General features: G+C 45.8%; 16 protein-coding genes. 8 read left to right on the forward strand and 8 right to left on the reverse strand.

The window, feature by feature from the left end; genetic code table 11:
• Nucleotides 1–179 precede the first annotated feature (179 nt).
• The gene (locus BSQ33_RS17030) at nucleotides 180–920 is read left to right on the forward strand and encodes a GntR family transcriptional regulator (protein ID WP_088134751.1); all 741 of its coding nucleotides are present in this window, start codon (nucleotides 180–182) and stop codon (nucleotides 918–920) included.
• Nucleotides 921–1,000: 80 nt separating this feature from the next.
• On the opposite strand, the gene BSQ33_RS17035 is transcribed toward BSQ33_RS17030, so the two are convergent.
• Nucleotides 1,001–2,698 carry an FAD-dependent oxidoreductase gene (locus BSQ33_RS17035; protein WP_088134752.1) on the reverse strand — a complete coding sequence of 566 codons (1,698 nt, stop codon included), beginning with the start codon at nucleotides 2,696–2,698 and terminating at the stop codon, nucleotides 1,001–1,003.
• Between the two features lie 34 nt (nucleotides 2,699–2,732).
• Nucleotides 2,733–2,921, reverse strand: a complete 189-nt coding sequence (locus BSQ33_RS17040) for a YgaP family membrane protein (RefSeq protein ID WP_027693960.1) — start codon at nucleotides 2,919–2,921, stop codon at nucleotides 2,733–2,735.
• A gap of 140 nt (nucleotides 2,922–3,061) precedes the next feature.
• Here BSQ33_RS17040 and BSQ33_RS17045 point away from each other — a divergent pair, with 140 nt between their 5' ends.
• The 6 genes from BSQ33_RS17045 to BSQ33_RS17070 all read left to right on the forward strand — a co-directional run bounded on the left by BSQ33_RS17045 (nucleotide 3,062) and on the right by BSQ33_RS17070 (nucleotide 11,370).
• A complete protein-coding gene (locus BSQ33_RS17045; protein WP_021018765.1) occupies nucleotides 3,062–3,394 on the forward strand; it encodes an ArsR/SmtB family transcription factor in 333 nt (110 codons plus the stop codon).
• Between the two features lie 216 nt (nucleotides 3,395–3,610).
• The gene (locus BSQ33_RS17050) at nucleotides 3,611–4,729 is read left to right on the forward strand and encodes an efflux RND transporter periplasmic adaptor subunit (RefSeq protein ID WP_088134753.1); all 1,119 of its coding nucleotides are present in this window, start codon (nucleotides 3,611–3,613) and stop codon (nucleotides 4,727–4,729) included.
• A 12-nt stretch (nucleotides 4,730–4,741) separates the two neighbouring features.
• Nucleotides 4,742–7,900, forward strand: a complete 3,159-nt coding sequence (locus BSQ33_RS17055; RefSeq protein ID WP_088134754.1) for an efflux RND transporter permease subunit — start codon at nucleotides 4,742–4,744, stop codon at nucleotides 7,898–7,900.
• Between the two features lie 237 nt (nucleotides 7,901–8,137).
• Entirely contained in the window at nucleotides 8,138–10,258 is a 2,121-nt protein-coding gene (gene nrdD / locus BSQ33_RS17060) for an anaerobic ribonucleoside-triphosphate reductase (protein ID WP_021018768.1), read from the forward strand.
• A 5-nt stretch (nucleotides 10,259–10,263) separates the two neighbouring features.
• Nucleotides 10,264–10,731: an anaerobic ribonucleoside-triphosphate reductase-activating protein gene (nrdG, locus tag BSQ33_RS17065; RefSeq protein ID WP_088134755.1), complete on the forward strand. Its 468-nt coding sequence runs from the start codon at nucleotides 10,264–10,266 to the stop codon at nucleotides 10,729–10,731.
• Nucleotides 10,732–11,001: 270 nt separating this feature from the next.
• The gene (locus tag BSQ33_RS17070; RefSeq protein WP_141650665.1) at nucleotides 11,002–11,370 is read left to right on the forward strand and encodes an SH3 domain-containing protein; all 369 of its coding nucleotides are present in this window, start codon (nucleotides 11,002–11,004) and stop codon (nucleotides 11,368–11,370) included.
• 80 nt (nucleotides 11,371–11,450) lie between these two features.
• Here BSQ33_RS17070 and BSQ33_RS17075 read toward each other — a convergent pair whose 3' ends face one another.
• From BSQ33_RS17075 to BSQ33_RS17100, 6 genes are all read right to left on the reverse strand, one after another.
• Nucleotides 11,451–12,851, reverse strand: a complete 1,401-nt coding sequence (locus BSQ33_RS17075; protein ID WP_088134756.1) for an efflux transporter outer membrane subunit — start codon at nucleotides 12,849–12,851, stop codon at nucleotides 11,451–11,453.
• 6 nt (nucleotides 12,852–12,857) lie between these two features.
• Nucleotides 12,858–14,804 carry a MacB family efflux pump subunit gene (locus tag BSQ33_RS17080; protein ID WP_021019240.1) on the reverse strand — a complete coding sequence of 649 codons (1,947 nt, stop codon included), beginning with the start codon at nucleotides 14,802–14,804 and terminating at the stop codon, nucleotides 12,858–12,860.
• A gap of 3 nt (nucleotides 14,805–14,807) precedes the next feature.
• Entirely contained in the window at nucleotides 14,808–15,989 is a 1,182-nt protein-coding gene (locus BSQ33_RS17085; protein WP_088135287.1) for an efflux RND transporter periplasmic adaptor subunit, read from the reverse strand.
• Between the two features lie 350 nt (nucleotides 15,990–16,339).
• On the reverse strand, nucleotides 16,340–17,296 hold the full coding sequence (locus BSQ33_RS17090; protein ID WP_088134757.1) for a transposase: 957 nt from the start codon (nucleotides 17,294–17,296) through the stop codon (nucleotides 16,340–16,342).
• A 321-nt stretch (nucleotides 17,297–17,617) separates the two neighbouring features.
• On the reverse strand, nucleotides 17,618–18,889 hold the full coding sequence (locus BSQ33_RS17095; RefSeq protein WP_088134758.1) for a hypothetical protein: 1,272 nt from the start codon (nucleotides 18,887–18,889) through the stop codon (nucleotides 17,618–17,620).
• Nucleotides 18,890–19,270: 381 nt separating this feature from the next.
• Complete coding sequence (locus BSQ33_RS17100; protein ID WP_021019243.1) at nucleotides 19,271–19,936, reverse strand: DUF2057 family protein; 666 nt, start codon at nucleotides 19,934–19,936, stop codon at nucleotides 19,271–19,273.
• Nucleotides 19,937–20,198: 262 nt separating this feature from the next.
• On the opposite strand from BSQ33_RS17100, the gene BSQ33_RS17105 reads away from it, so the two are divergent.
• Nucleotides 20,199–20,666: a hypothetical protein gene (locus tag BSQ33_RS17105; protein ID WP_157721424.1), complete on the forward strand. Its 468-nt coding sequence runs from the start codon at nucleotides 20,199–20,201 to the stop codon at nucleotides 20,664–20,666.
• Nucleotides 20,667–20,709 lie beyond the last annotated feature (43 nt).

Raw genomic sequence — 20,709 nt, forward strand, 5'->3', positions numbered from 1 at the left:
ACCTGATTGATTGTGTTTGATTCGAGAGGTGAAGTGCAAACTGAAAACTTCAAAACGGAATTAATGAAACCAAAACTGAGAGCTAGATCACCTCAAATTGAGCGCTTCATCTTACTCTTCATGTACCCATTGATAATATCAGTTATACTGGCTGCATTACTGATAGAAATTAGAGCCTTATGACAACATACCAGTCTCTTATCGAACTTATCCATGCACGTATTGAGCAGCAGGATAAATCGCCGCTCTATCTCAAGATTGCTGAGTCTGTTAAACATGCGATGCAACAGCATATCCTGAAAGGTGGTGATTTTATCCCAACTGAGCGAGAGTTTGGTGAATTACTTGGGGTCTCAAGAATTACGGTAAGAAAAGCATTCGATTTACTGGATAAGGACGGGGTGATTGTACGTTCTCGTGGTTTGGGAACCATGATCAGTGAAACGGTTGAATACTCAGGGAAGACGGCAACCAGTTTTTCACAGCAAGTCGTGTTGACCGGAAAAAAACCTGACACCTTGTGGATTAAAAAAGATACCGTGTCTTGCTCAGCCGACATTGCGAAAACACTCGACATCAAGCAAGGTGAACAAGTGTTTCTGCTAAAGCGAGTGCGTTATATTGATGAACAAGCTGTCTCTATCGAAGAGTCTTATGTTCCATCAGCGTTGATCCATGACCCCGATGAAATTCAGTTGTCGCTCTACGACTATTTTCAAAGTCAGAATATTACACCTTCCCGCACTCAAAGCCGGGTGTCAGCTAAAATGCCAACCGAAGAATCACTTGAGAAGCTCAATATCGATGAACAGACTCCTGTTCTTTTGATTGAGCAAACGGCATTCGATAATACTGGCCGACCCATTGAGTACAGTATTAACCATTGTCGTGGCGATTTGTATGTGTTTGTCAGCGAATAGTGGTTGTTCGTTGCTTCATTCTGATAGTCAATAGCCAGCAATATATTGCTGGCTATTGAGGTTAAATGATGGTGCATCTACTAAGCTGTAGCGAACTGATAAGTACGATATCCACCGATCAAGTTACGTGCTTTGAAGCCATTATTCACAAGCTGACGATAAGCGACATTACCGCGTAACCCGACTTGACAGTAAATAATGATCTCTTTGTCTTTCGGTAACTCATGCATACGCTGGCGGAGTTGATCGACCGGAATATTAACGCCCCCTGGCAGATAACCGTTTTGTAACTCGCTGGGATTACGGATATCGAGTAACAACTGGTCGGCAGTCAGGTGATCAATTTCGTCAAAATGAATTGCTACAGCATCACCTTTCATCAGGTTACTTGCGACAAATGCGGCTTGGTTAATCACGTCTTTCGCACTACCGTAAGGTGGCGCGTAAGTCAGCTCAAGGTGTTGTAGCTGCTCGACCGTCATTCCTGCACGCTGCGCCACAGCCATGACGTCGATGCGTTTATCAATGCCATCTTTACCCACTGCTTGTGCACCGAAAATCTTGCCTGATTTTGGATCGAACAGCATTTTGAACGACACCACTTCGGCACCCGGATAGTAACTCGCGTGACTCGCTGTGTGGACATACACTTTTTCGTACTCGGTCCCATCACGTTTGAGCTGTTTCTCATTCTTACCCGTTGAGGCCACCGCTAAATCGAAGATCTTACAAATCGCAGTGCCTTGAGTGCCCTGATACGTTTCGTGACGACCAAGCATATTGTCTGCCGCCATCCGGCCCTGACGGTTTGCTGGGCCCGCTAAAGGAACCAGTGTTGGTTTGCCGGTGACGAAGTCTTTCTCTTCGATAGCATCACCCACGGCGTAAATCGATGGATCGCTCGTTTGCATGTATTCATTGGTGTAAATGCCGCCAAGCTCACCAATTTGCAGACCTGCCTCCGCAGCCAGCTTGGTTTCAGGGCGGACGCCAATGGCCATGATCAGAATATCGGTGGTCAGAGTATCGCCATTGCTGAGTGTCAGATCGAGTTCACCATTCACGTGCTGGTGTTCTATCTGACCTGAGTCCATGCTTGCCAGTGAAGTGGTTGGTTTGAATTCGACTGATTGCAGCGCTGTGGACAGGCGTAAATCAATGCCTTTTGCTTTGATCTCTGCGTGTACAAAACCTGCCATTTCTCGATCGACTGGTGTCATCACTTGGTCTGCCATTTCCAGCAATGTGGTTTGAATACCAAGCTGGTGAAAAGCTTCCATCATTTCCAAACCGATAAAACCGCCACCCACAACCGTGGCATGGTCAACTTGGTTGGTATTGATGGTTTGGATAATTTTATCCATATCCGGAATGTTGCGCAGCGAGTGCGTTAATGGATTGTCTAGGCCCGGAATAGGCGGAACAACCGGCCCTGCACCCGGACTTAAAAGCAGACAGTCGTAGCTTTCAGTGTACTCGCTTTGATCTAAAAGGTTACGAACCGTGATCGTTTTCTCTGCGCGGTTGATGCGGAGTACTTCATTCATGACGCGAACATCTACGTTAAAACGCGCCAGAAAACTTTCCGGTGTTTGCAGTAGCAGATGACCGCGCTCTTTGATGTCTCCACCGATGTGGTAGGGCAATCCGCAATTAGCAAATGAAACGAAGGGACCGCGTTCAAGCATTATAATTTCAGCATCTTCACTAAGACGGCGTGCGCGAGCTGCTGCTGATGCACCGCCCGCAACACCGCCAATAATTACGATTTTTGTCATAAAGTAATAAGCCTTTTCACGTTTGAGACTGATGTTACGCTTTCAATCCGAGCTTTTTGAGAATAAATACTGCCGGACAAATACCAGTCAATGCACTTTGAATCAGGTTGAGCCCGATAAAGACGGTCAACCAGACAAAGTAGGGGTGGACGAAATAAGTCAAAATAACGGAAAGCAGTATCATGCTGCCAGCGATGACTCGGACGCCATTTTCAATGGTCATGACATACTCCTTTTGATGAATTCTCTGTGACTATAGATCCAATTATTAGAGAAGTCTAATTTATTATTAACTAATATTTGCTTTTCTAAATAAGTTTTGCCTAATATAAAAGCATTGAGATCTTTTTCCGTGGAGTGCTCATGCAAGTCAACTATGAACCAAACCAAGCGACTGAGGTTGAACGACTCAAAGTTCATGCCCAGAGTGCGGCTGATTTTTTGAAAATGATGGCACACCCTGAGCGATTGATGGTGTTGTGTCAATTGATACAGGGAGAGGTCGGTGTCGGACAACTTCAACAGAACTCGACTTTGAGTCAGTCGGCACTTTCTCAGCATCTGACGGTGTTGCGTAAACATCATTTGGTTGAGTGCCGCAAGTCCTCACAACAGGTGTTTTATTCACTGGCCGATAGTCGGGCTGCACAAATCATTGTCAATTTGCAGATGCTGTTTTGTGAAGAACCAAAATAGCTGAGTGAGAAATTATGAGTGTGCTGGTGGCTTGCCATTTTGTGACATCCCATTCTGTGAATTTCCCATTGAGTGAAAACAACATTGAGTGAAAACAAATAGTGAAACAAACGGTTTTGTATTTATGCAATGGGTGATTGATACAGTGGACTTCAATCAGGCATATCATCAATGAAAATGAAAACAACAAGAGGTTCGCCAAAGGAGGGGAATCTGATGAAACAGCATATACGGCAATTAGCCTTGGGGCTGGTGGTCTTAGCAGGACAGACGGTTTTAGCAGGGCAGACAGCCTTGGCGGGACAGACGGTTTTAGCGGCGCAGGCAGGAGAATCGTTAGTGGCGCAGGCAGGAGAATCGTTAGCGGGACAGACACAGGAACACCAAGAGGGACAGACACTTGTCATCAAGCGTGAAACGATACCGGAGCAAGTCACATTCGATGGGATTGTTCAGCCGGTCAATCAAGGGACAGTCGCGGCTCAAACTTCCGGGCGAGTCGTTGGCATGTACGTGGATGTGAATGATGTCGTACAGCAAGGCGATGTGTTACTCGAAATCAGCGCGACACAACAAACGGCGTCTTACGATGCCGCAATTGCACAATTGAATCAGGCGGTTGCTCAGAATAAAGAAGCGCAGACACAGGTGAAACGCTTTCGACAATTGATCTCACGAGGCGCTGTTTCTCAAGGACAACTGGATAGTGCTGAAGCACGTGCCCGAACTACGGCTGCGGCAGTTCAGGCGGCCAAGGCTGCAACGGTGAAAGCGAAAGATGCATTAGGCTATACCAGTATTAAAGCGCCTTATTCTGGCATTGTGACCCAGCGTCATGTTGAGTTGGGAGAAACCGTTTCGCCCGGTATGCCATTATTGAGTGGCTATGGGATGTCGCCGCTGCGGGTCGAATTTCAAATGCCACAACGATATCGTGCTTTGGTGACACAGGCGCAACAATTTTCGATTGAATTGCCGGATGGAGACGTTCTACAACCAAGCCAATATACGTTATTCCGTTATGCAGATCCGCACTCTCATACGTTTACGATGCGCTTGAGATTACCGGAGACAAGTGATGCTGAACTTGCTCCGGGGATGTGGGTGAAAGCCTCATTCCATACCGGGGACAGACAAGTTGTGCTGGTGCCGAAAAGTGCGGTGATCAGACGAGGAGAGCTCAGTGCGGTGTTTCGCGTGCAGGATGAAGGAAAAACACAGCGACTGAATCCGGTCCGGCTCGGACAGGATTATGGTGACTCGGTTGAAATTTTATCCGGACTGGAAATCGGGGATCAGATTGTGACCCATGTTTTTCCAATCGATGCACAGTAGGAGGGGCGCATAATGGAAAAAAAACTGGGCATCTCCGGGCGTATTGCTGCCTTGTTCCAACACTCGGCAATTACCCCGCTGTTAGCATTGGTTGGTTTACTCATGGGGGTGTTTGCCGTGCTGGTGACACCGAAAGAGGAAGAGCCACAAATCGATGTCACCTTTGCCGACATTTATATCCCTTTTCCCGGTGCTTCTCCGGCTGAAGTGGAACATTTAGTTACCAACCCGGCAGAGCAAATTGTCTCGGAAATTCAGGGAATTGATAATATCTATTCTTTTTCACGGCCGGATGGGGCACTGATTGTCGCGATTTTCAAAGTGGGTGTCTCGCGCAATGATGCGGTAGTGAGAACCTATAATAAACTGTACTCGAATAAAGACTGGATGCCGAGCGGTGTTGGTGTCGGAGAGCCGGTGATCAAACCGCGCGGTATTGAAGATGTGCCGATCGTCAGCCTCACTCTGAGTAATCCTGACGGTCAGATGACGCAACAGCAATTGACAGAAGTGGCACATGGCCTCGAAACAACACTGAAGACCATTGACGGGACACGGGATATTTATACCGTCGGGGGACATGACATGATTGTTGATGTCCGGCTCGATCCGGTACGGATGAATAGTTTTGGTATCACCATTGATCAACTGAATCAGGTATTTCAGTCTGCAAACGTCCATTCGCCGCAGTTGATCGTCACGGATCATAATCAAGCCATTCCGGTTCGAATCGGGCAATTTCTTCACCGCGTGTCAGATGTTAGGCAACTCTTGGTTGGTATGCATGATCAGGCCCCTGTCTACCTCAGTGATATTGCAACCGTGACTTTAGGTGCCAATACGCCGACTCAGCATGTTTGGACCAGTGATAAATCCAACTTAGTTCCCGCAGTCACAATCGCCATTGCTAAAAAGGCCGGCGAAAATGCGGTGACGGTTGCTCAGGATGTTGAAGCACGACTACAGGGGCTTGAGAACGAGTTGATCCCCGCGAATGTGAAAGTCGATGTGACGCGCAACTATGGCAATACGGCAGCGGAGAAAAGCCACACTTTGATCGGTAAACTAATGTTTGCGACCGGTGCGGTGGTTATTCTTGTATTGATTACGATGGGATGGCGAGAAGCCATCGTGGTTGGTATCGCGGTCATGATTACCTTAATGATGACGCTATTTGCTTCATGGGCCTGGGGTTTTACCATTAACCGTGTCTCTCTGTTTGCCTTGATCTTTTCCATCGGTATTTTGGTGGATGATGCGATTGTGGTTGTGGAAAACATTCACCGGCATATGTCATTAAAAGGTCGGCAATTTTCGCTGCCCCATGCCGTCGATGAGGTCGGAGGGCCGACGATTTTAGCGACCTTTACCGTGATCGCTGCGCTATTACCGATGGCGTTTGTGACCGGATTAATGGGGCCGTACATGAGCCCGATTCCGATCAATGCATCGATGGGGATGTTTATCTCGTTGGCCGTCGCTTTTGTTCTAACACCTTGGTTAGCGGTGAAATTATTGCGTGATCGGCCGCATCATCCGTCACAAGAGTCAAAAGAACCGAATCAGGCGATTGTACATCGAATCATGGCACCATTTGTCTTATCACACCATCAGCGACGTAATCGTTGGTTGCTCGGTTGCGGTATTGTGGTGCTAATTATCGGATCGCTGTTGCTACCTGTTTTTCAGGCTGTCGTCCTGAAAATGTTGCCGTTTGATAATAAATCTGAATTTCAGGTGATACTGGATATGCCGGATAATACGTCATTAGAACGCACACAGCGGGTGTTGTTTGAGATGGCGACTGTACTTGATCAGTCACCTGAAGTGCATGACTACCAAATTTATGCCGGTACGGCCGCCCCAATGAACTTTAATGGCTTGGTCCGGCATTATTTTACCCGCTCTAGTCCTTATCAGGGGGACATTCAGGTGAATTTACTGCCGAAGGGCGACCGGGATAAAGACAGTCATCAGATTGCCGGTGAAATCCGGCCAAAATTAGTGGCGGTTGCCAGCACATTTGGCGGAAAAGTGAAAGTGGTCGAAGTACCGCCGGGACCACCGGTCTGGTCTCCGATTCTCGCTGAAGTTTATGGGCCGACGGCAGCGGTACGTTCACAAGCTGCGAGACAGATCCGTCACTTATTCCAAACCAGCGCCGATATCGTCGATGTCGATATTTATCTGCCAGAACCGCATCAACAGTGGCAGGTGACGATTGATCGTCATAAAGCTGCGCTTGTTCAGGTTCCTTACGCATCGATTGTGCAAGCGCTGACGACCGCCATTGGGGGGCAGCCTGTCAGTTATTTGCATACCGATTATAGTAAGTATCCGGTTCCGATTCAGCTTCAGGCAACTGAAGGTGATAAGGCGAATCTGTCTCAACTGCTTGAGATGCGAGTCACCAGCCAAAATGGGATTGCGTATCCGCTGTCTGATTTGGTTCGGGTACGTCAGGTTGCGTCGAAAGATTATATTATGCATAAGAATCTGATCCCGATGGTGATGGTGGTCGGTGATATGTCCGGCAGTACGGACAGCCCGCTCTATGGAATGTTTGAGATAGCCAGCCGGATGAAAACGCTGCCGTTTCCGGTTGAGCAGAACTACATTCATCAACCATCAGGCCTTAGTCAGGTTTCGGTTTTGTGGGATGGTGAATGGAAAATTACCTACGAAACGTTTCGGGATATGGGGATTGCCTATGCTGTTGGTATGATCTTGATCTATCTATTGGTTGTGGCTCATTTTAAATCTTATCTGACACCACTGATTATTATGTCACCAATTCCACTGACGATGATTGGTGTGATGCCGGGACATGCGCTCTTACATGCTCAATTCACGGCGACCTCCATGATCGGCATGATTGCGTTAGCCGGGATCATTGTACGTAACTCTATCTTGCTGGTGGATTTTATTCGCCAGGAGCATGAGCAGGGGATGGCTTTCTCTGAAGCCGTGATCGATTCTGTCAGAGTGCGGGCAAAACCAATTCTGTTGACTGCGTTGGCAGCCATGATTGGCTCATTATTTATTCTGGATGATCCAATCTTTAATGGGCTGGCGATTAGTTTGATTTTCGGGGTGTTTGTGTCCACGTTACTGACATTAATCGTGATTCCAGTGCTGTATTTTGCGGTGATGAAAAACCGTTTTGCGTAAAAAATCTACCTTGATGGCGAAAAAAATTTTGTTTTCAGGGATGTTCTTTCATAAATGAGATCTGCTGATAATAATCGTGTTTATCTTATCCATTCACTGAGCTTTATTGATCTTGATCAATACATGTGTATGGGGCTTTTCGTTTAATGCGCTACAATATGTAGTGTTCATGTACCGATATGAAACCCTATATCATGTGTTTCACCCAAAGTGAGCGATGATGGGTAAGGAGATAAAGTGAAACCGATTGTGATCAAACGCGATGGCTCAAGAGCGGCGTTTCATCGAGACAGAATTCAGGCTGCGGTTGAAGCTGCAGCCGAACATGCTGATCAAGAACTGGCCATCTATGCACTAAATGTTGCGCTGGCTGTAGAATTGAAACTCAAGGATTACAAAGAAGTTCATATTGCAGAAATTCAAATGCTGGTCGAGAACGAGCTGATGCAGGGCCCCTATAAATCATTGGCTCGTTCTTACATCGAATATCGTCATGATCGTGATATTGCCCGAGAGAGACAAAGTGCGCTGACACGGGAAATCGAAGGCTTGATCAATGAAAGCAATGCAGACTTGTTGAATGAAAATGCCAATAAAGATGGCAAAGTGATTCCGACGCAACGTGACCTGCTGGCTGGGATTGTCGCGAAGCACTATGCCAAGACGCGTATCCTTCCCCGTGATATTGTTCAGGCACATGAGGCCGGTGATATTCACTATCATGATCTGGACTATGCTCCTTTCTTTCCGATGTTCAACTGCATGTTGATTGATTTGAAAGGCATGTTGACGCACGGCTTCAAAATGGGCAATGCAGAGATCGATACACCAAAATCGATCTCGACAGCAACAGCTGTGACTGCCCAGATTATTGCTCAAGTTGCCAGCCATATTTATGGTGGGACGACCATAAATCGCATTGATGAAATTTTGGAACCTTATGTTCTGGCAAGCTATCACAAGCACCTTGATATTGCCCACGAATGGGATATTCACGATCCCGAAGCGTTTGCGGTCGCGCGAACTGAAAAAGAGTGTTATGACGCATTTCAATCGCTGGAATATGAGGTAAACACGCTGCACACAGCCAATGGACAGACACCTTTTGTAACGTTCGGTTTTGGTCTGGGTACCAGTTGGGCTTCGCGGCTGATTCAAATTTCTATTTTGAAAAACCGGATTGCCGGTTTAGGCAAAAATCATAAAACCGCTGTATTTCCAAAACTTGTTTTTGCGATTAAAGATGGCTTGAACCATCAAGCGGGTGATCCGAATTATGATGTTAAGCAACTGGCGCTCGATTGCGCGACCAAGCGGATGTATCCGGATATTCTTAATTATGACCGAGTGGTTGAAGTCACCGGTTCCTTTAAAACCCCGATGGGTTGCCGGAGTTTCCTGAGTGCCTATGAAGAGCATGGCGAACTCATACATGACGGTCGAAATAACCTTGGCGTCGTGAGTCTGAACCTGCCACGGATTGCGTTGCAGGCCAAAGGCGATTTGACGCGTTTCTACCAAATTCTTGATGAACGCTTGTTGCTGGCACGCCGGGCGCTGGAAACCCGCATTAGCCGTTTGGAAAAAGTTCGCGCACGGGTTGCTCCGATTTTGTATATGGAAGGTGCTTGTGGTGTCAGACTGGAAGCGGATGAGCCGATTGCACATATCTTTAAAAACGGACGGGCATCGATCTCACTGGGTTATATTGGCGTTCATGAAACGATCAATGCGCTGTTTGGTGATCAACACCATGTTTATGATCACCAACAACTTCGGGATGAAGCGGTAAAAATTATTGGTTATCTCAAAGCGGCCACCAATCGCTGGGCGGAAGAAACGGGGTATGGGTTCAGCCTGTACGGTACACCGAGTGAAAACTTGTGTAACCGTTTCTGTCGTATCGATGCCAAAGAGTTTGGTGTGTTCGACGGTGTGACGGATAAGGGTTATTACACCAATAGTTTCCATCTGGATGTTGAGAAACAGGTCAATCCATACGACAAGATAGACTTTGAGATGCCGTATCCGGCAATTTCAAGTGGTGGTTTTATCTGTTACGGCGAGTTCCCGAATATGCAGCGTAATGTTGAAGCGTTGGAAAACGTTTGGGATTACAGCTATAGTCGCGTGCCTTACTACGGCACCAATACCCCGATCGATGAATGTTATGAGTGTGGTTATACCGGAGAGTTTTCCTGTACCAGTAAAGGATTTGTTTGTCCGAAATGTGGTAACCATGACCCAGCCAAAGTATCCGTCATTCGCCGGGTATGTGGCTATTTAGGCAGTCCTGATGCTCGTCCGTTCAATTTCGGTAAGCAAGAAGAAGTCAAACGACGCGTGAAGCACCTGTAACTGCTATGAATTATCATCAATATCATCAGGTTGATGTGGTGAACGGAGAGGGTACGCGCTGTACCCTATTCGTTTCAGGCTGTGAACATCAATGTCGGGGCTGTTATAACCAATGTACATGGTCCCCTAGCTCTGGTCATCCATTTACACAAGAGTTGGAAGACCAGATTATTGCCGATTTACAAGATACTCGGATTTATCGGCGCGGACTGTCGCTATCTGGTGGCGATCCGCTTCATCCTGCTAATTTAAAAGCTATTGAGCAACTCGTGAAGAGAGTGAAAGATGAGTGTCCCGGTAAGGACATCTGGATGTGGACGGGTTACACGCTCAATGAACTGTCAGAGGCGCAGCGTGTGATTGTCGATATGGTTGATGTGCTGATCGACGGGAAATTTGAGCAAGAACAGTACGATCCGGAGTTGCTATGGCGGGGGAGTGCCAACCAGATCATTCATCGTTTTAAAGTGTAGTCTCTGACATACGACATCATATCGATTCTCATTGTACCTAACCTCAATTTCTATTTTCTGGCTCGTTGTTATTCAGCCAAAAGTTGTGGGTGATTATCAACCAAATCATTCATATCCTGAATTAGGATGCGTCATTGTTATGCGACAACTGTATCTTGAAATCAGTTGTGTATAGAATATACGTCAATGCGGTCATTTTCAGTTGGGTCATGCTGCAAGGTCGTATATGAAAAGTATGAAAGAAAGTATGAAAAAATGATGAAAAAACCTATGAAAATAATAATGTTGTGCTGTATGGGGTTGTCTTTCACACTCACCGCTCAAGCCAATAGCTGTTTGAAAGGACAGACATGTCATCATGTTCAGAAAAGCGCTCATCACCAGCTTCAGTCGAACCAATCTGCTCACAAAGTGAATCGGAAAAAACTTTACCGAGGCGCTGGCAACTATGTGGTGACGGCAAAACGGTTAAATGTACGTGGTGATAATTTACTGGATGGTCGGCCGGTCGGTCAGTTGCAATACGGTGAGAACATTTATGTTTATCGTTTTTCTCGTGGCTGGGCGATGATTCAATTCAGAAATGAAGTGGCTTGGGTGAGTGGGCGATATCTGAGATATCAACCGTCTGAGCTTTGAATACTAAACCTTGAGTTTAACACAGCAGCCGGATAGTACCGGCCGCTTTGTTGTGTGCTGATTCTCGTGATACTGAAGCGTTAAGAATTGGGCGCTGTTAACGGGGGTGCGATATCGCTTCCCCCCAACGCCTGATATAACGTGGCCTGAATGTGATACTGGTTATAACGGTTCTCCAGTAACGATTCCTGCGCATTACGCTGGTTTTCTTGTGCATCTAACCAGTCCCGGATACTCACGGCACCATGATGATACTGGCTGGCATAAATCTGTTCTGCCGCTGTGGCTGCATCATACTGCTCTTTGAGTCTGAACCCTTGATACTGATAGTGCTGTTTTGCTGAGAGTGCATTATCAACATCCTTCATTGCGGTATAGAGAGTCTGGCGATAGTTCACAAGTGCCGTCTGATAATTGGTTTGTGCGATCTTTCGGTTCAGGGACATTTTATTCCATTGTAAAAATGGCAGGATGATCTCTGCCCCCAGTGTGCCGAGAGGGTCGGTCAAGAGATGGCGCAATTGTGAAGACGTATCTCCGACAGAGCTGGTCAGCGTCAGCGTCGGTAAGTATCCGGCAACGGTTGCATCGCTGGTCGCCAACGCTGATTTTAGTTCATAGAGTGCAGCTTTGACATCGGGGCGTCTGATCAACAGATCGGCCGGAACGCCCGCAACCACCTCGGGAATAGGCCCGTTGGGGAGCGACTGAATCTGTAATTCATCTTGTTTCGGTGGTTGATTGAAGAGAATTGCCAGCGCATTTTCTGCTTCGGTCAACGATTGCAGCAAGTCACTATGGGCGGCTTGTTGCCCGGCTAAGCTACGTTTGGCTTCCAGAACATCCAGTTCAGAAACGGCACCACTGTGATATTGGCGTTGCGCCAGCGCCAGAATTTGTTGGGCGTAAGCGATACTCTTGTCACTGAGTGCAGCCCGTTCTTTTAGGTAACCAATTTGCCAATAGAGTGAAGCTGTCGTTGAGGCGAGGCTTTGTGCGGTACTTTCTCTGTCTGCGGCACTGGCAATGGCGGTCCATTGGGCCGCATTGACGGATGAAGCGACCCGTCCCCATAGATCTAATTCATAGCGAACAGAAAGGTTGGCTGAGTAATTTTTACTATGGTTGCCTGAATCCAACCGCTTCGAGTGTGAAGCGGCAAGTGTGGATGATAATTCAGGATATTGTTCCGTTTCACTTAGTCCGGCTTCCAGACGTGCTTTTTGTAGTGTCAGTGTTGCCAGCGCTAGATCATTATTGATGCGCAACATCTGTTGAATGAGTCGATTGAGCACCGGATCGTTAAACCGTTCCCACCATGGGTTAATACTGACCTGATCGGTGACTTGCTGTGTTTGCCATGCCGCCGGAACCTCTACTTGTGGCGGTGTGAACTTGGTGTGAGTGAGCGAGGAACAACCCGATAGCAGCAGGGTTGATATCGCAAGGTGAAACAATGGTTTGATCATGGTTGAATTCATTAGTCATTAATCCCTTGCCAGTGCTTCGATTGGATCCAGACGTGCCGCATTACGTGCAGGTAAAAATCCGAACAGCACCCCGATGAGTGTCGAGCAGAGAAATGCGGTGATAATGGATGTTGTGGAATAAATCATCTGGAAGTTGCCACCTCCACCACTATACGAAAATATCACGCCTATCAGGAAGGCGAGTGAAATACCTAATACACCACCGCAGAGGCAAACCAGCACGGCTTCAATCAGAAACTGGCGTAAGATGTCACTCTGCCTCGCCCCGACTGCCATACGTACACCGATTTCCCGGGTTCTTTCCGTGACGGAAACCAGCATAATGTTCATGACACCGATACCACCGACAATCAGCGAGATGACAGCAATAGCTGAAATGAGCAGGGTCATCGTTGCGGTTGTTTTTTCAATATTCTGGCGGATGGTATCCGTGTTAATTGTAAAGAAATCCTGCGTACCGTGACGCATTTTCAGCAGTGCGATGATTGCTTGTTCAGCAGCTTGACTGGGTGCTGAATCGTTGATTCTAACCGTGAGCCGATCCAGATGGGGGCGACCAAGCATCCGACCAGAGACGGTGGTATAGGGAACCCAGACTCTTAATGAATCATTATTGCCGAATGCACTTTCTCTCGGTTGGGTTACACCGATGATTCGCACGGGTAATGTATTGAGAAAAATGACTTGACCGATTGGGTCGCTCCGTGGAAACAGTGACTGTTTTGTATTGTTATCAATCACCGCTTCCTGTGCTAATGACTGAACACTGTTGCTATCCCAGTATTGTCCGGTTGCAATTTCGTAACCTCTGACACGGAAATATTCAGGCCCGACCCCTTCAACACTGGCTGTCACGGCCTGATTGGTATAGCGAATGGTGACACTACTACTAATTGATGGGGTCACGCTATCGACAAAAGGCAGCATTTTCAGTGCATCACCATCACTGGCACTGAGTGTTCTGATTCGGTTGGCTCGCCGATCACCGAATCCGCTTCCCGGCCGAATATCGATGGTGTTGGTACCCATGGAACTGATATTTTTCAGAATCGCTTGTCGTGAGCCGGTACCTAAGGCAACAACCGATACGACCGATGCAATGCCGATAATAATTCCCAGCATAGTCAAAAACGTTCGGAGTCGATGGCTCGACATGGCAAGCAGAGCCATTTTGAACGCTTCGATGTAACGATCCCAGTTGAACCAACGTTGAACCTGTGGAGATGGCGGTTGCCGCTGTGTCTGATGTCGCTGTGTGTGATGCTGTTGATCACGAATGATTTCACCATCTTTAATTTCAATGATGCGGTCGGCGAATTGTGCAACGTGCATATCATGGGTAACGATGATAATTGTGTGTCCATCTTGATGCAGTTCTTGCAATAGCTTGAGCATCTCTTCACCGCTGTGACTATCCAAAGCCCCAGTAGGTTCGTCCGCTAAGATGACATCGCCACCATTTATCAGTGCCCGAGCGACACTGACCCGTTGCTGTTGTCCACCGCTGAGCTGACTGGGTTTGTGGTCTAAACGATCACCCAATCCAAGACGAGTTAACAGTTGATTGGATCGCTCTCGACGATTTTTGCGCGCTTTCCCAGCGTAAACGGAGGGAACTTCAACATTATCGACCGCAGTTAAATCACCCAACAAATGATAGCGTTGGAAGATAAACCCAAAATGTTCCCGGCGGAGTTGAGCCAGATCATCCCCCCGCATTGTCGAGGTATCTTGCCCGTTGATGAGGTAGTTCCCTTGTGAGGGTTTATCGAGACAACCAAGAATATTCATGAGTGTCGATTTCCCCGAACCGGAGGTTCCGACAATTGCGACCATTTCACCGCGCTCAATCGTGAGATCGATGTCTTTCAAAACCGTCAATGTCTGTTCTCCGGCAGGAAAACTGCGAGAGACACCAGACAAATGGAGTAATGCATCTTTCATGTACTACATCCCCGTTGAGCGACGGAAACGGCGGGGGGTATATGAATCACCACTTGGTAAACTGAGAATCACTTTATCGCCTTCGTTCAGACCACTGAGAACTTCCGCCCTCACCTTATTGTTAATGCCGATCGTGACATTCCGAAATTCGATTTGGCCTTTCACCAATACCGGGACTTGAGAACTGTTTGGATCATCGTCACTGGGGCGTATGATTTGAGAGGGAATAATCAACGCATTATCAGATTGATTGAGGACAATCGTTACTTGTGCCGTCATACCGATACGTAGCACACCATCTGGATTATCAATATCAAACAAACCGTTATAATAAATTGCTTCTGAATCGTTCGACGTCATATCACTGTCGTCACCGTCCATCACTGTCGGACCGGGTTCTATGGCACGTAAAGTCGCGTGATAACGATGGTTTGGCTGACCTAGAATGGTAAAGTATACCGGTTGACCTGCATGAACATGGATGATGTCAGCTTCGGATATTTCAGCTTTTACTGTCATCTGGTTTAGGTTTGCCAATTCAACAATGGTGGGGGTTGTCTGATTGGCATTCACCGTTTGGCCGACTTCTACTGCGGTATAGACAACAGTGCCGTCCATCGGTGCTGAAATGGTTGTATAACCCAGATCAACTTTCGCTGAATCAACATTGATTTCAGCTTGCTCAATGCCGGCTCTCAGTTGATCCAGCTCGGCTTGATAGACGGCAAGGTTCGATTCAGCTAATTCATAATCGGCTTTGGAGCTGGCATTGTCTGCCAGCATCGCTTTTTGGCGGTTATAGGCCAGTCGTGCTTGGCGGATTTGTGCTTGTTTAGCGCGATATTGTGCTTTTAAACTCGCAAGAGAAGCGAGGGATTCTTTGAGACTATTTTGTTGTGTCAGACTATCGATTTGTGCGATGAGCTGTCCTTTCTTGACCTGCTCGCCGAGCTTGACGGGTAAAGTCACAATCTGTCCGGAGACTTGAGCACCGACACTGACTAATTTGGACGCTTGTAACATCCCATTCGCAAGAACATTATTTTCAATGTGGCCTCTTTTCACAGTTTGTGTTGCGTAAGCCGGTTGAGGCTCCGGTTGTCGCCACCAGTAAGTAATACCCACTGAGAGAACCAAGAGTGAAATGATACCGAATAACAACCATTGTTTTGAAAGCTTTTTCATAAAGGACGGGAGACCTGGTAAGTAAAGTGAATAAACAACGTGTATCTCAGACATATTTGAGTGGTTAATCTGCCACAAGCGTTGGTAAGTCACAAGTGGCGTATTCATCACATTCACATAAGGACAGGCGTTTTAATTATGAGGACACACGTCTGTGTTATGAGGACAGATATTTTAAGTCCGATATTTTAAGTCCCGATCAGTTCTTCATGGGAGGAGCTATTGAGCGAGGTTCTGAGATGGAATAAGGGCGCTGGATGATAGAATGAGGCTTGAAGGCTCTAAAAGCGCAGTGGCGACTGGCTTAGAATTGATGTTATATGAAAGTTGAATCGCTATTTGGCTACTATTTAGATGGATAATCCATGTAAACGTTGCCGATTCAATCGATGTTTCACGATTTGAAGTTGCTTCGATGAACCAACCCATAAATATCGTTTGCGTTCCAGTCGGGTACATAAGTCGAAGCTGTCGGGATGACTGGCAGATAATCGAATGAGAATGTTTGGTTGTTTGTTGTCAATATGGCCCGGTTTTCCTTCTCGAACTTGTCGTCCAAGCCAATCAACACACTCAATATAATCAATCAGGCGAAATGGGATACCATCAGATTTTTTCTGGGAAGACTCACCCACAAATGGAAAGAGTCTTGAACGTGGAGCTTGATCGGTATTCAGTAACGTAAGTCGTCTCTTGAGCGATGTATATTCTGAAGTTTCAGGTGTTTTAGCGATACCTGCCCGGACCGGATTGAGATCTGTATAAGCCATTGCTGCCAGCAGTGCTTTTTCATCCAGTAAAGCCTGAGATTTAAATCGACCTTCCCAGAAGTGTCCGCGACACTGATCTTCCTGATTTGCTTGTTTAGCAATACTGAAGTTGAGTTCTTTCATTAACCAGCTTAGAGAATAAAGTCGTTCTCGCCAAAGATGGATGATTTTTCGACAGGTTTGAATTTCAGAATTGGTAACCTGATTTTTTAGATATTTCAAGATCAATGGTGGTAACTGATGCGCCTTTCCCCAGCGTATGATGACTTCTCTGTTCGATAATGATGCTGCTTTTTTTCGGTTAATATGAACGACCAGATGATAATGGTTGCTCATTACTGCATAGGCGCAGATGTCTATACAGAATACTTCAGCTAATGCCAAAATACGTTGTTCGACCCAGCCACGTCGATGTTCGTAGGACTTTCCGGTCAATTGATCTTCTCCGCATAAGAAGGCTCGTCGGACACAACGTGACACGCAGTGATAGTAGGCTGTGATATCAGGAGAAACCAACTGTGTTCTGGGGATAGTCATAAGAAAAACCGCATTGATGAATTGAGCTGGAAGTATGTCGAATGAACGAATTGTGGGGAAGAATATGACTCTCATGATACGAGTCATGTCATTTTTTTCGGTGTAATTTTAATGTTAATAAAGAATGACATACTTAATGTCTGTCCTCAGGAGGAACGCATTACCTTAAACGTCTGCCTTAAAACGTCTGTCCCCGTCCCCATAAGATGCCTGTCCCCCGTAAGATGATCAGTCCCCCGTAAGATGATCAGGGATGACCAATTTGTCATCCCTGTTATCGACATTATTCAAAATCAATGGAGAGTGTGGACAGTTATTTTATTACTGTGCTTGTGAATTTTTAGGATCCACCTGCTGGGTGGTTTGGGTTTTGTTGACTTCTCCCCCTAATTTGTTTTGCTCTGGTTGGGGCGCGGTTTTTGATGATGGCTGTAATTTTAATTGTGTCATCAACGTTTCTAAATTTTTCACATGCGCTTGTTCTTGAAGCAATTGCTTTTGTAGTGCTTGCTGCTGCTGATAGGCTTCTGTCAGTGCGGTTTGTAGCTTCTGATTGTTTTGCTGTTGTGCGGTGTTTTTGGCCTGCCAGTTTTCTTGTTGTGTTTGTGCAAGTTGTTGAAGGGCTGCGACACTTTCCAGAATACGATTCGTCTGTTCTCTTAGCACTTGATCCCGGTAGTCCGAGTGATTGATAGCTTGTGAAATAGCTAAGAGTTTGTTTTCGATCTCAAGAACAATCGGTTCGAATTGACCATCTTCAATACTGCGTAATTGTTTCACCATGTGTGTGACTTGTTCTAGGTGAGCGATTTCAAATTCACCGGACTGTGCTGCTTTTTCTATCGCTGTAATATCCCGGGGATTGGACTGAACCGTAGCCTCAACCAATTGGAGCTGGTGGTTGGCTTTCGCAAACGTGATAGGGGCTACCTCGTTAAAGTCTTCCTGTTTTAATAATGTGAGTTTTTTCTGTAGTGGTTGGACATATTTGAGGCGCATCACCTTCACTTCAAGGCTTCGAGATATGTTTAGAAACGCCACTTGTTTGGTCTGTGCCTTTTCTAGTTTATCTTCAGCAACATATTCAAATAGCTCATGATATAGCTGATTCACTCGTTTATATGCGCTGCCATCATACTGCTTTGCATCGATCTTCGTTAAGTAATCCATCTCAGCAATTGCATCGGCAAGGAAATGGTCCGCTTTTTCTTTGAAGATCCGAAGTTGGTTTAACTGCTGCTCGATAGTGTCAATATACTGATTGAATTTATCTGCATAAGTTTGACTGGAGAAAATTGACACGCTTTTGGTGGTACGTGATGGATCGGACTGAATTTCCTGATATAACGATTGAGCATCTTTCCATGCATCTTGTAGCTTACTGTAATGAGATTCGGAATAGATTTCGAGTGCTGCAACATCCGTGAGTGTGTGATCCCATTGCTTATAAGTGGTTTGAATATCAGTAAACAGTGCATAAGACTGGGATTGTTGGTTGGTTGGATTATCCGATGATGTTTGATCAGGTGTACTCTGACACCCCGCTATGCCAATCAGTAGGCATAAAGCGACTGCGGATGTTATCGGTTTCATGTTGCTTATCCTTATGATCTGTCTATCTACTTAGCAATATGTGTTTCTTCTGTTTTTATAGCATGGCTTGCTTTTATAATCGGTATCTTGCCATCACGTGATCTTTTATACCAGTTTAGTGATGATCATCGAAGAATAGCAATCATGGGGTTTGAAGTGACTTCACATTTGAGTGGTTGAGTCGCGAAAATAACACGTTGCATCGCAATGCCATTATCTGCTGATAGTATGATATCGAATAATGAATGATGGTTTGTCTAAAAAATTGGTTTATTCAATAAAACAAATGCCACCGTCCTGATGCAGAGACGGTGGCATTTTACAGATCGGTCAAATGTGTTCTCTATAGAACTGAAGAGTCAGCGATGCGTTGTAAGAAAATCATTGCTGGTTGATAAATTGTTTAAAACGAGACCGAGTTTTTGCATCTGCTTGTTCATACCAGTAATGCAACATTGTTTCCGCTGTGGAGGCTGAAGCCTTGGTTTGAGAAGAAGATTTAAGCGAGCGAGCCGGAATCGTCTTGGCCGATAGTCCTGATTGAGGCGCGTACTCAGGAACGGATGCCACTTTGCCAGACTGATTGTAAACAGACACTTCAGTATAGTAGTTACGTCCGAATTGGATACCATCTTTGAGCAATTTGTCCTGCGTGACAGGGATTTTTTGCCCGTCTTGATTGGTGAATGACCATTGCATCTGGCTGATATGTTCACGAGCTTCACGCGAACTTCTGTATTGAGGAACTTGAAGCGTCAGTTCTGCATCAGATGCATTAAATACTGCAATTGTCACATCACTTTCGACGCCGATATTGTCTTTGCCTTCTTGAAAGAAAGGCTCATAACGAAAGACAATCTGTTGTAATCCATCTTCCAGTTGTAGTTTTCTTTGTGAGCTAAAAAAACCACCACTTGATATGTCTGCTTTACCACCATTGGCTACCAGAACATCAACCGCTTCTGGAAGATCAATTGTGACCGATGCCATTGCAGAACCACTTAATAAAATCATGCTGGTGAATGATAGGGCTTTGGATATATTCACTTAGACTATCCTTTTTTTATCAAATATTTAATTTGCCTAAAGATGCATGGTTCTTGCCTGAATTACAAGTGACAAATTGAATAATTTGGCCTGTTTCAAGTGCCTGTCCTTATAACGGTCTTATAACGTCCCCTTGATCACGACTCTTGTTATGAATGAAGCACTAAAAGCGTCTGTCCTTGGAACAGTTTCGACCTGATGCTGACACTTTTGGCTTAAAATTAGTTATGATTCGAACACTTGTTCAAATAAAGTGAAGATTATGATGCGTTATTTTTATTTGCTATGTTGCTGTTTATTCATCGGATTTTCGGTAGCAACTCAAGCTGCTGACAATGAGTCTTTATTACGGGGGACGTGGGATTGCTCAGCATCTCTTCGCCAGCCATTGTATCAGTTAAATTTAACCACTCAGGAACATTATCTTGCATCCCATAAGTATGAAACCAAAGGAACACTGATTGCCCGTTTAGCAGGGCAGCCTATCGAAGTGTCATACTCTGTTGCTGGGAATGGTCGTTGGAAAGTGAAAGGAGATAAGTTGATCCTTGAGGCGAATGAGTTGAAGGTTGATAACCTGACGCATCCTGAATGGGAAGCGATGTTGAATCTTAAACAATATATTCCTAAACATGCAGGGGGAACACTGGGTATTGTTCGATTGGATCAACAACGCTTATCGTTAAAAGCCAAAAACTTACCAGATAATATTCAATGTCATCGAGGATAACTGATTGGTTTATCTGCTATCTTTGATAGATTTCGGGACTCAT

The organism is Vibrio gazogenes (genome assembly GCF_002196515.1).
Classification (GTDB): Bacteria; Pseudomonadota; Gammaproteobacteria; order Enterobacterales; family Vibrionaceae; genus Vibrio; species Vibrio gazogenes_A.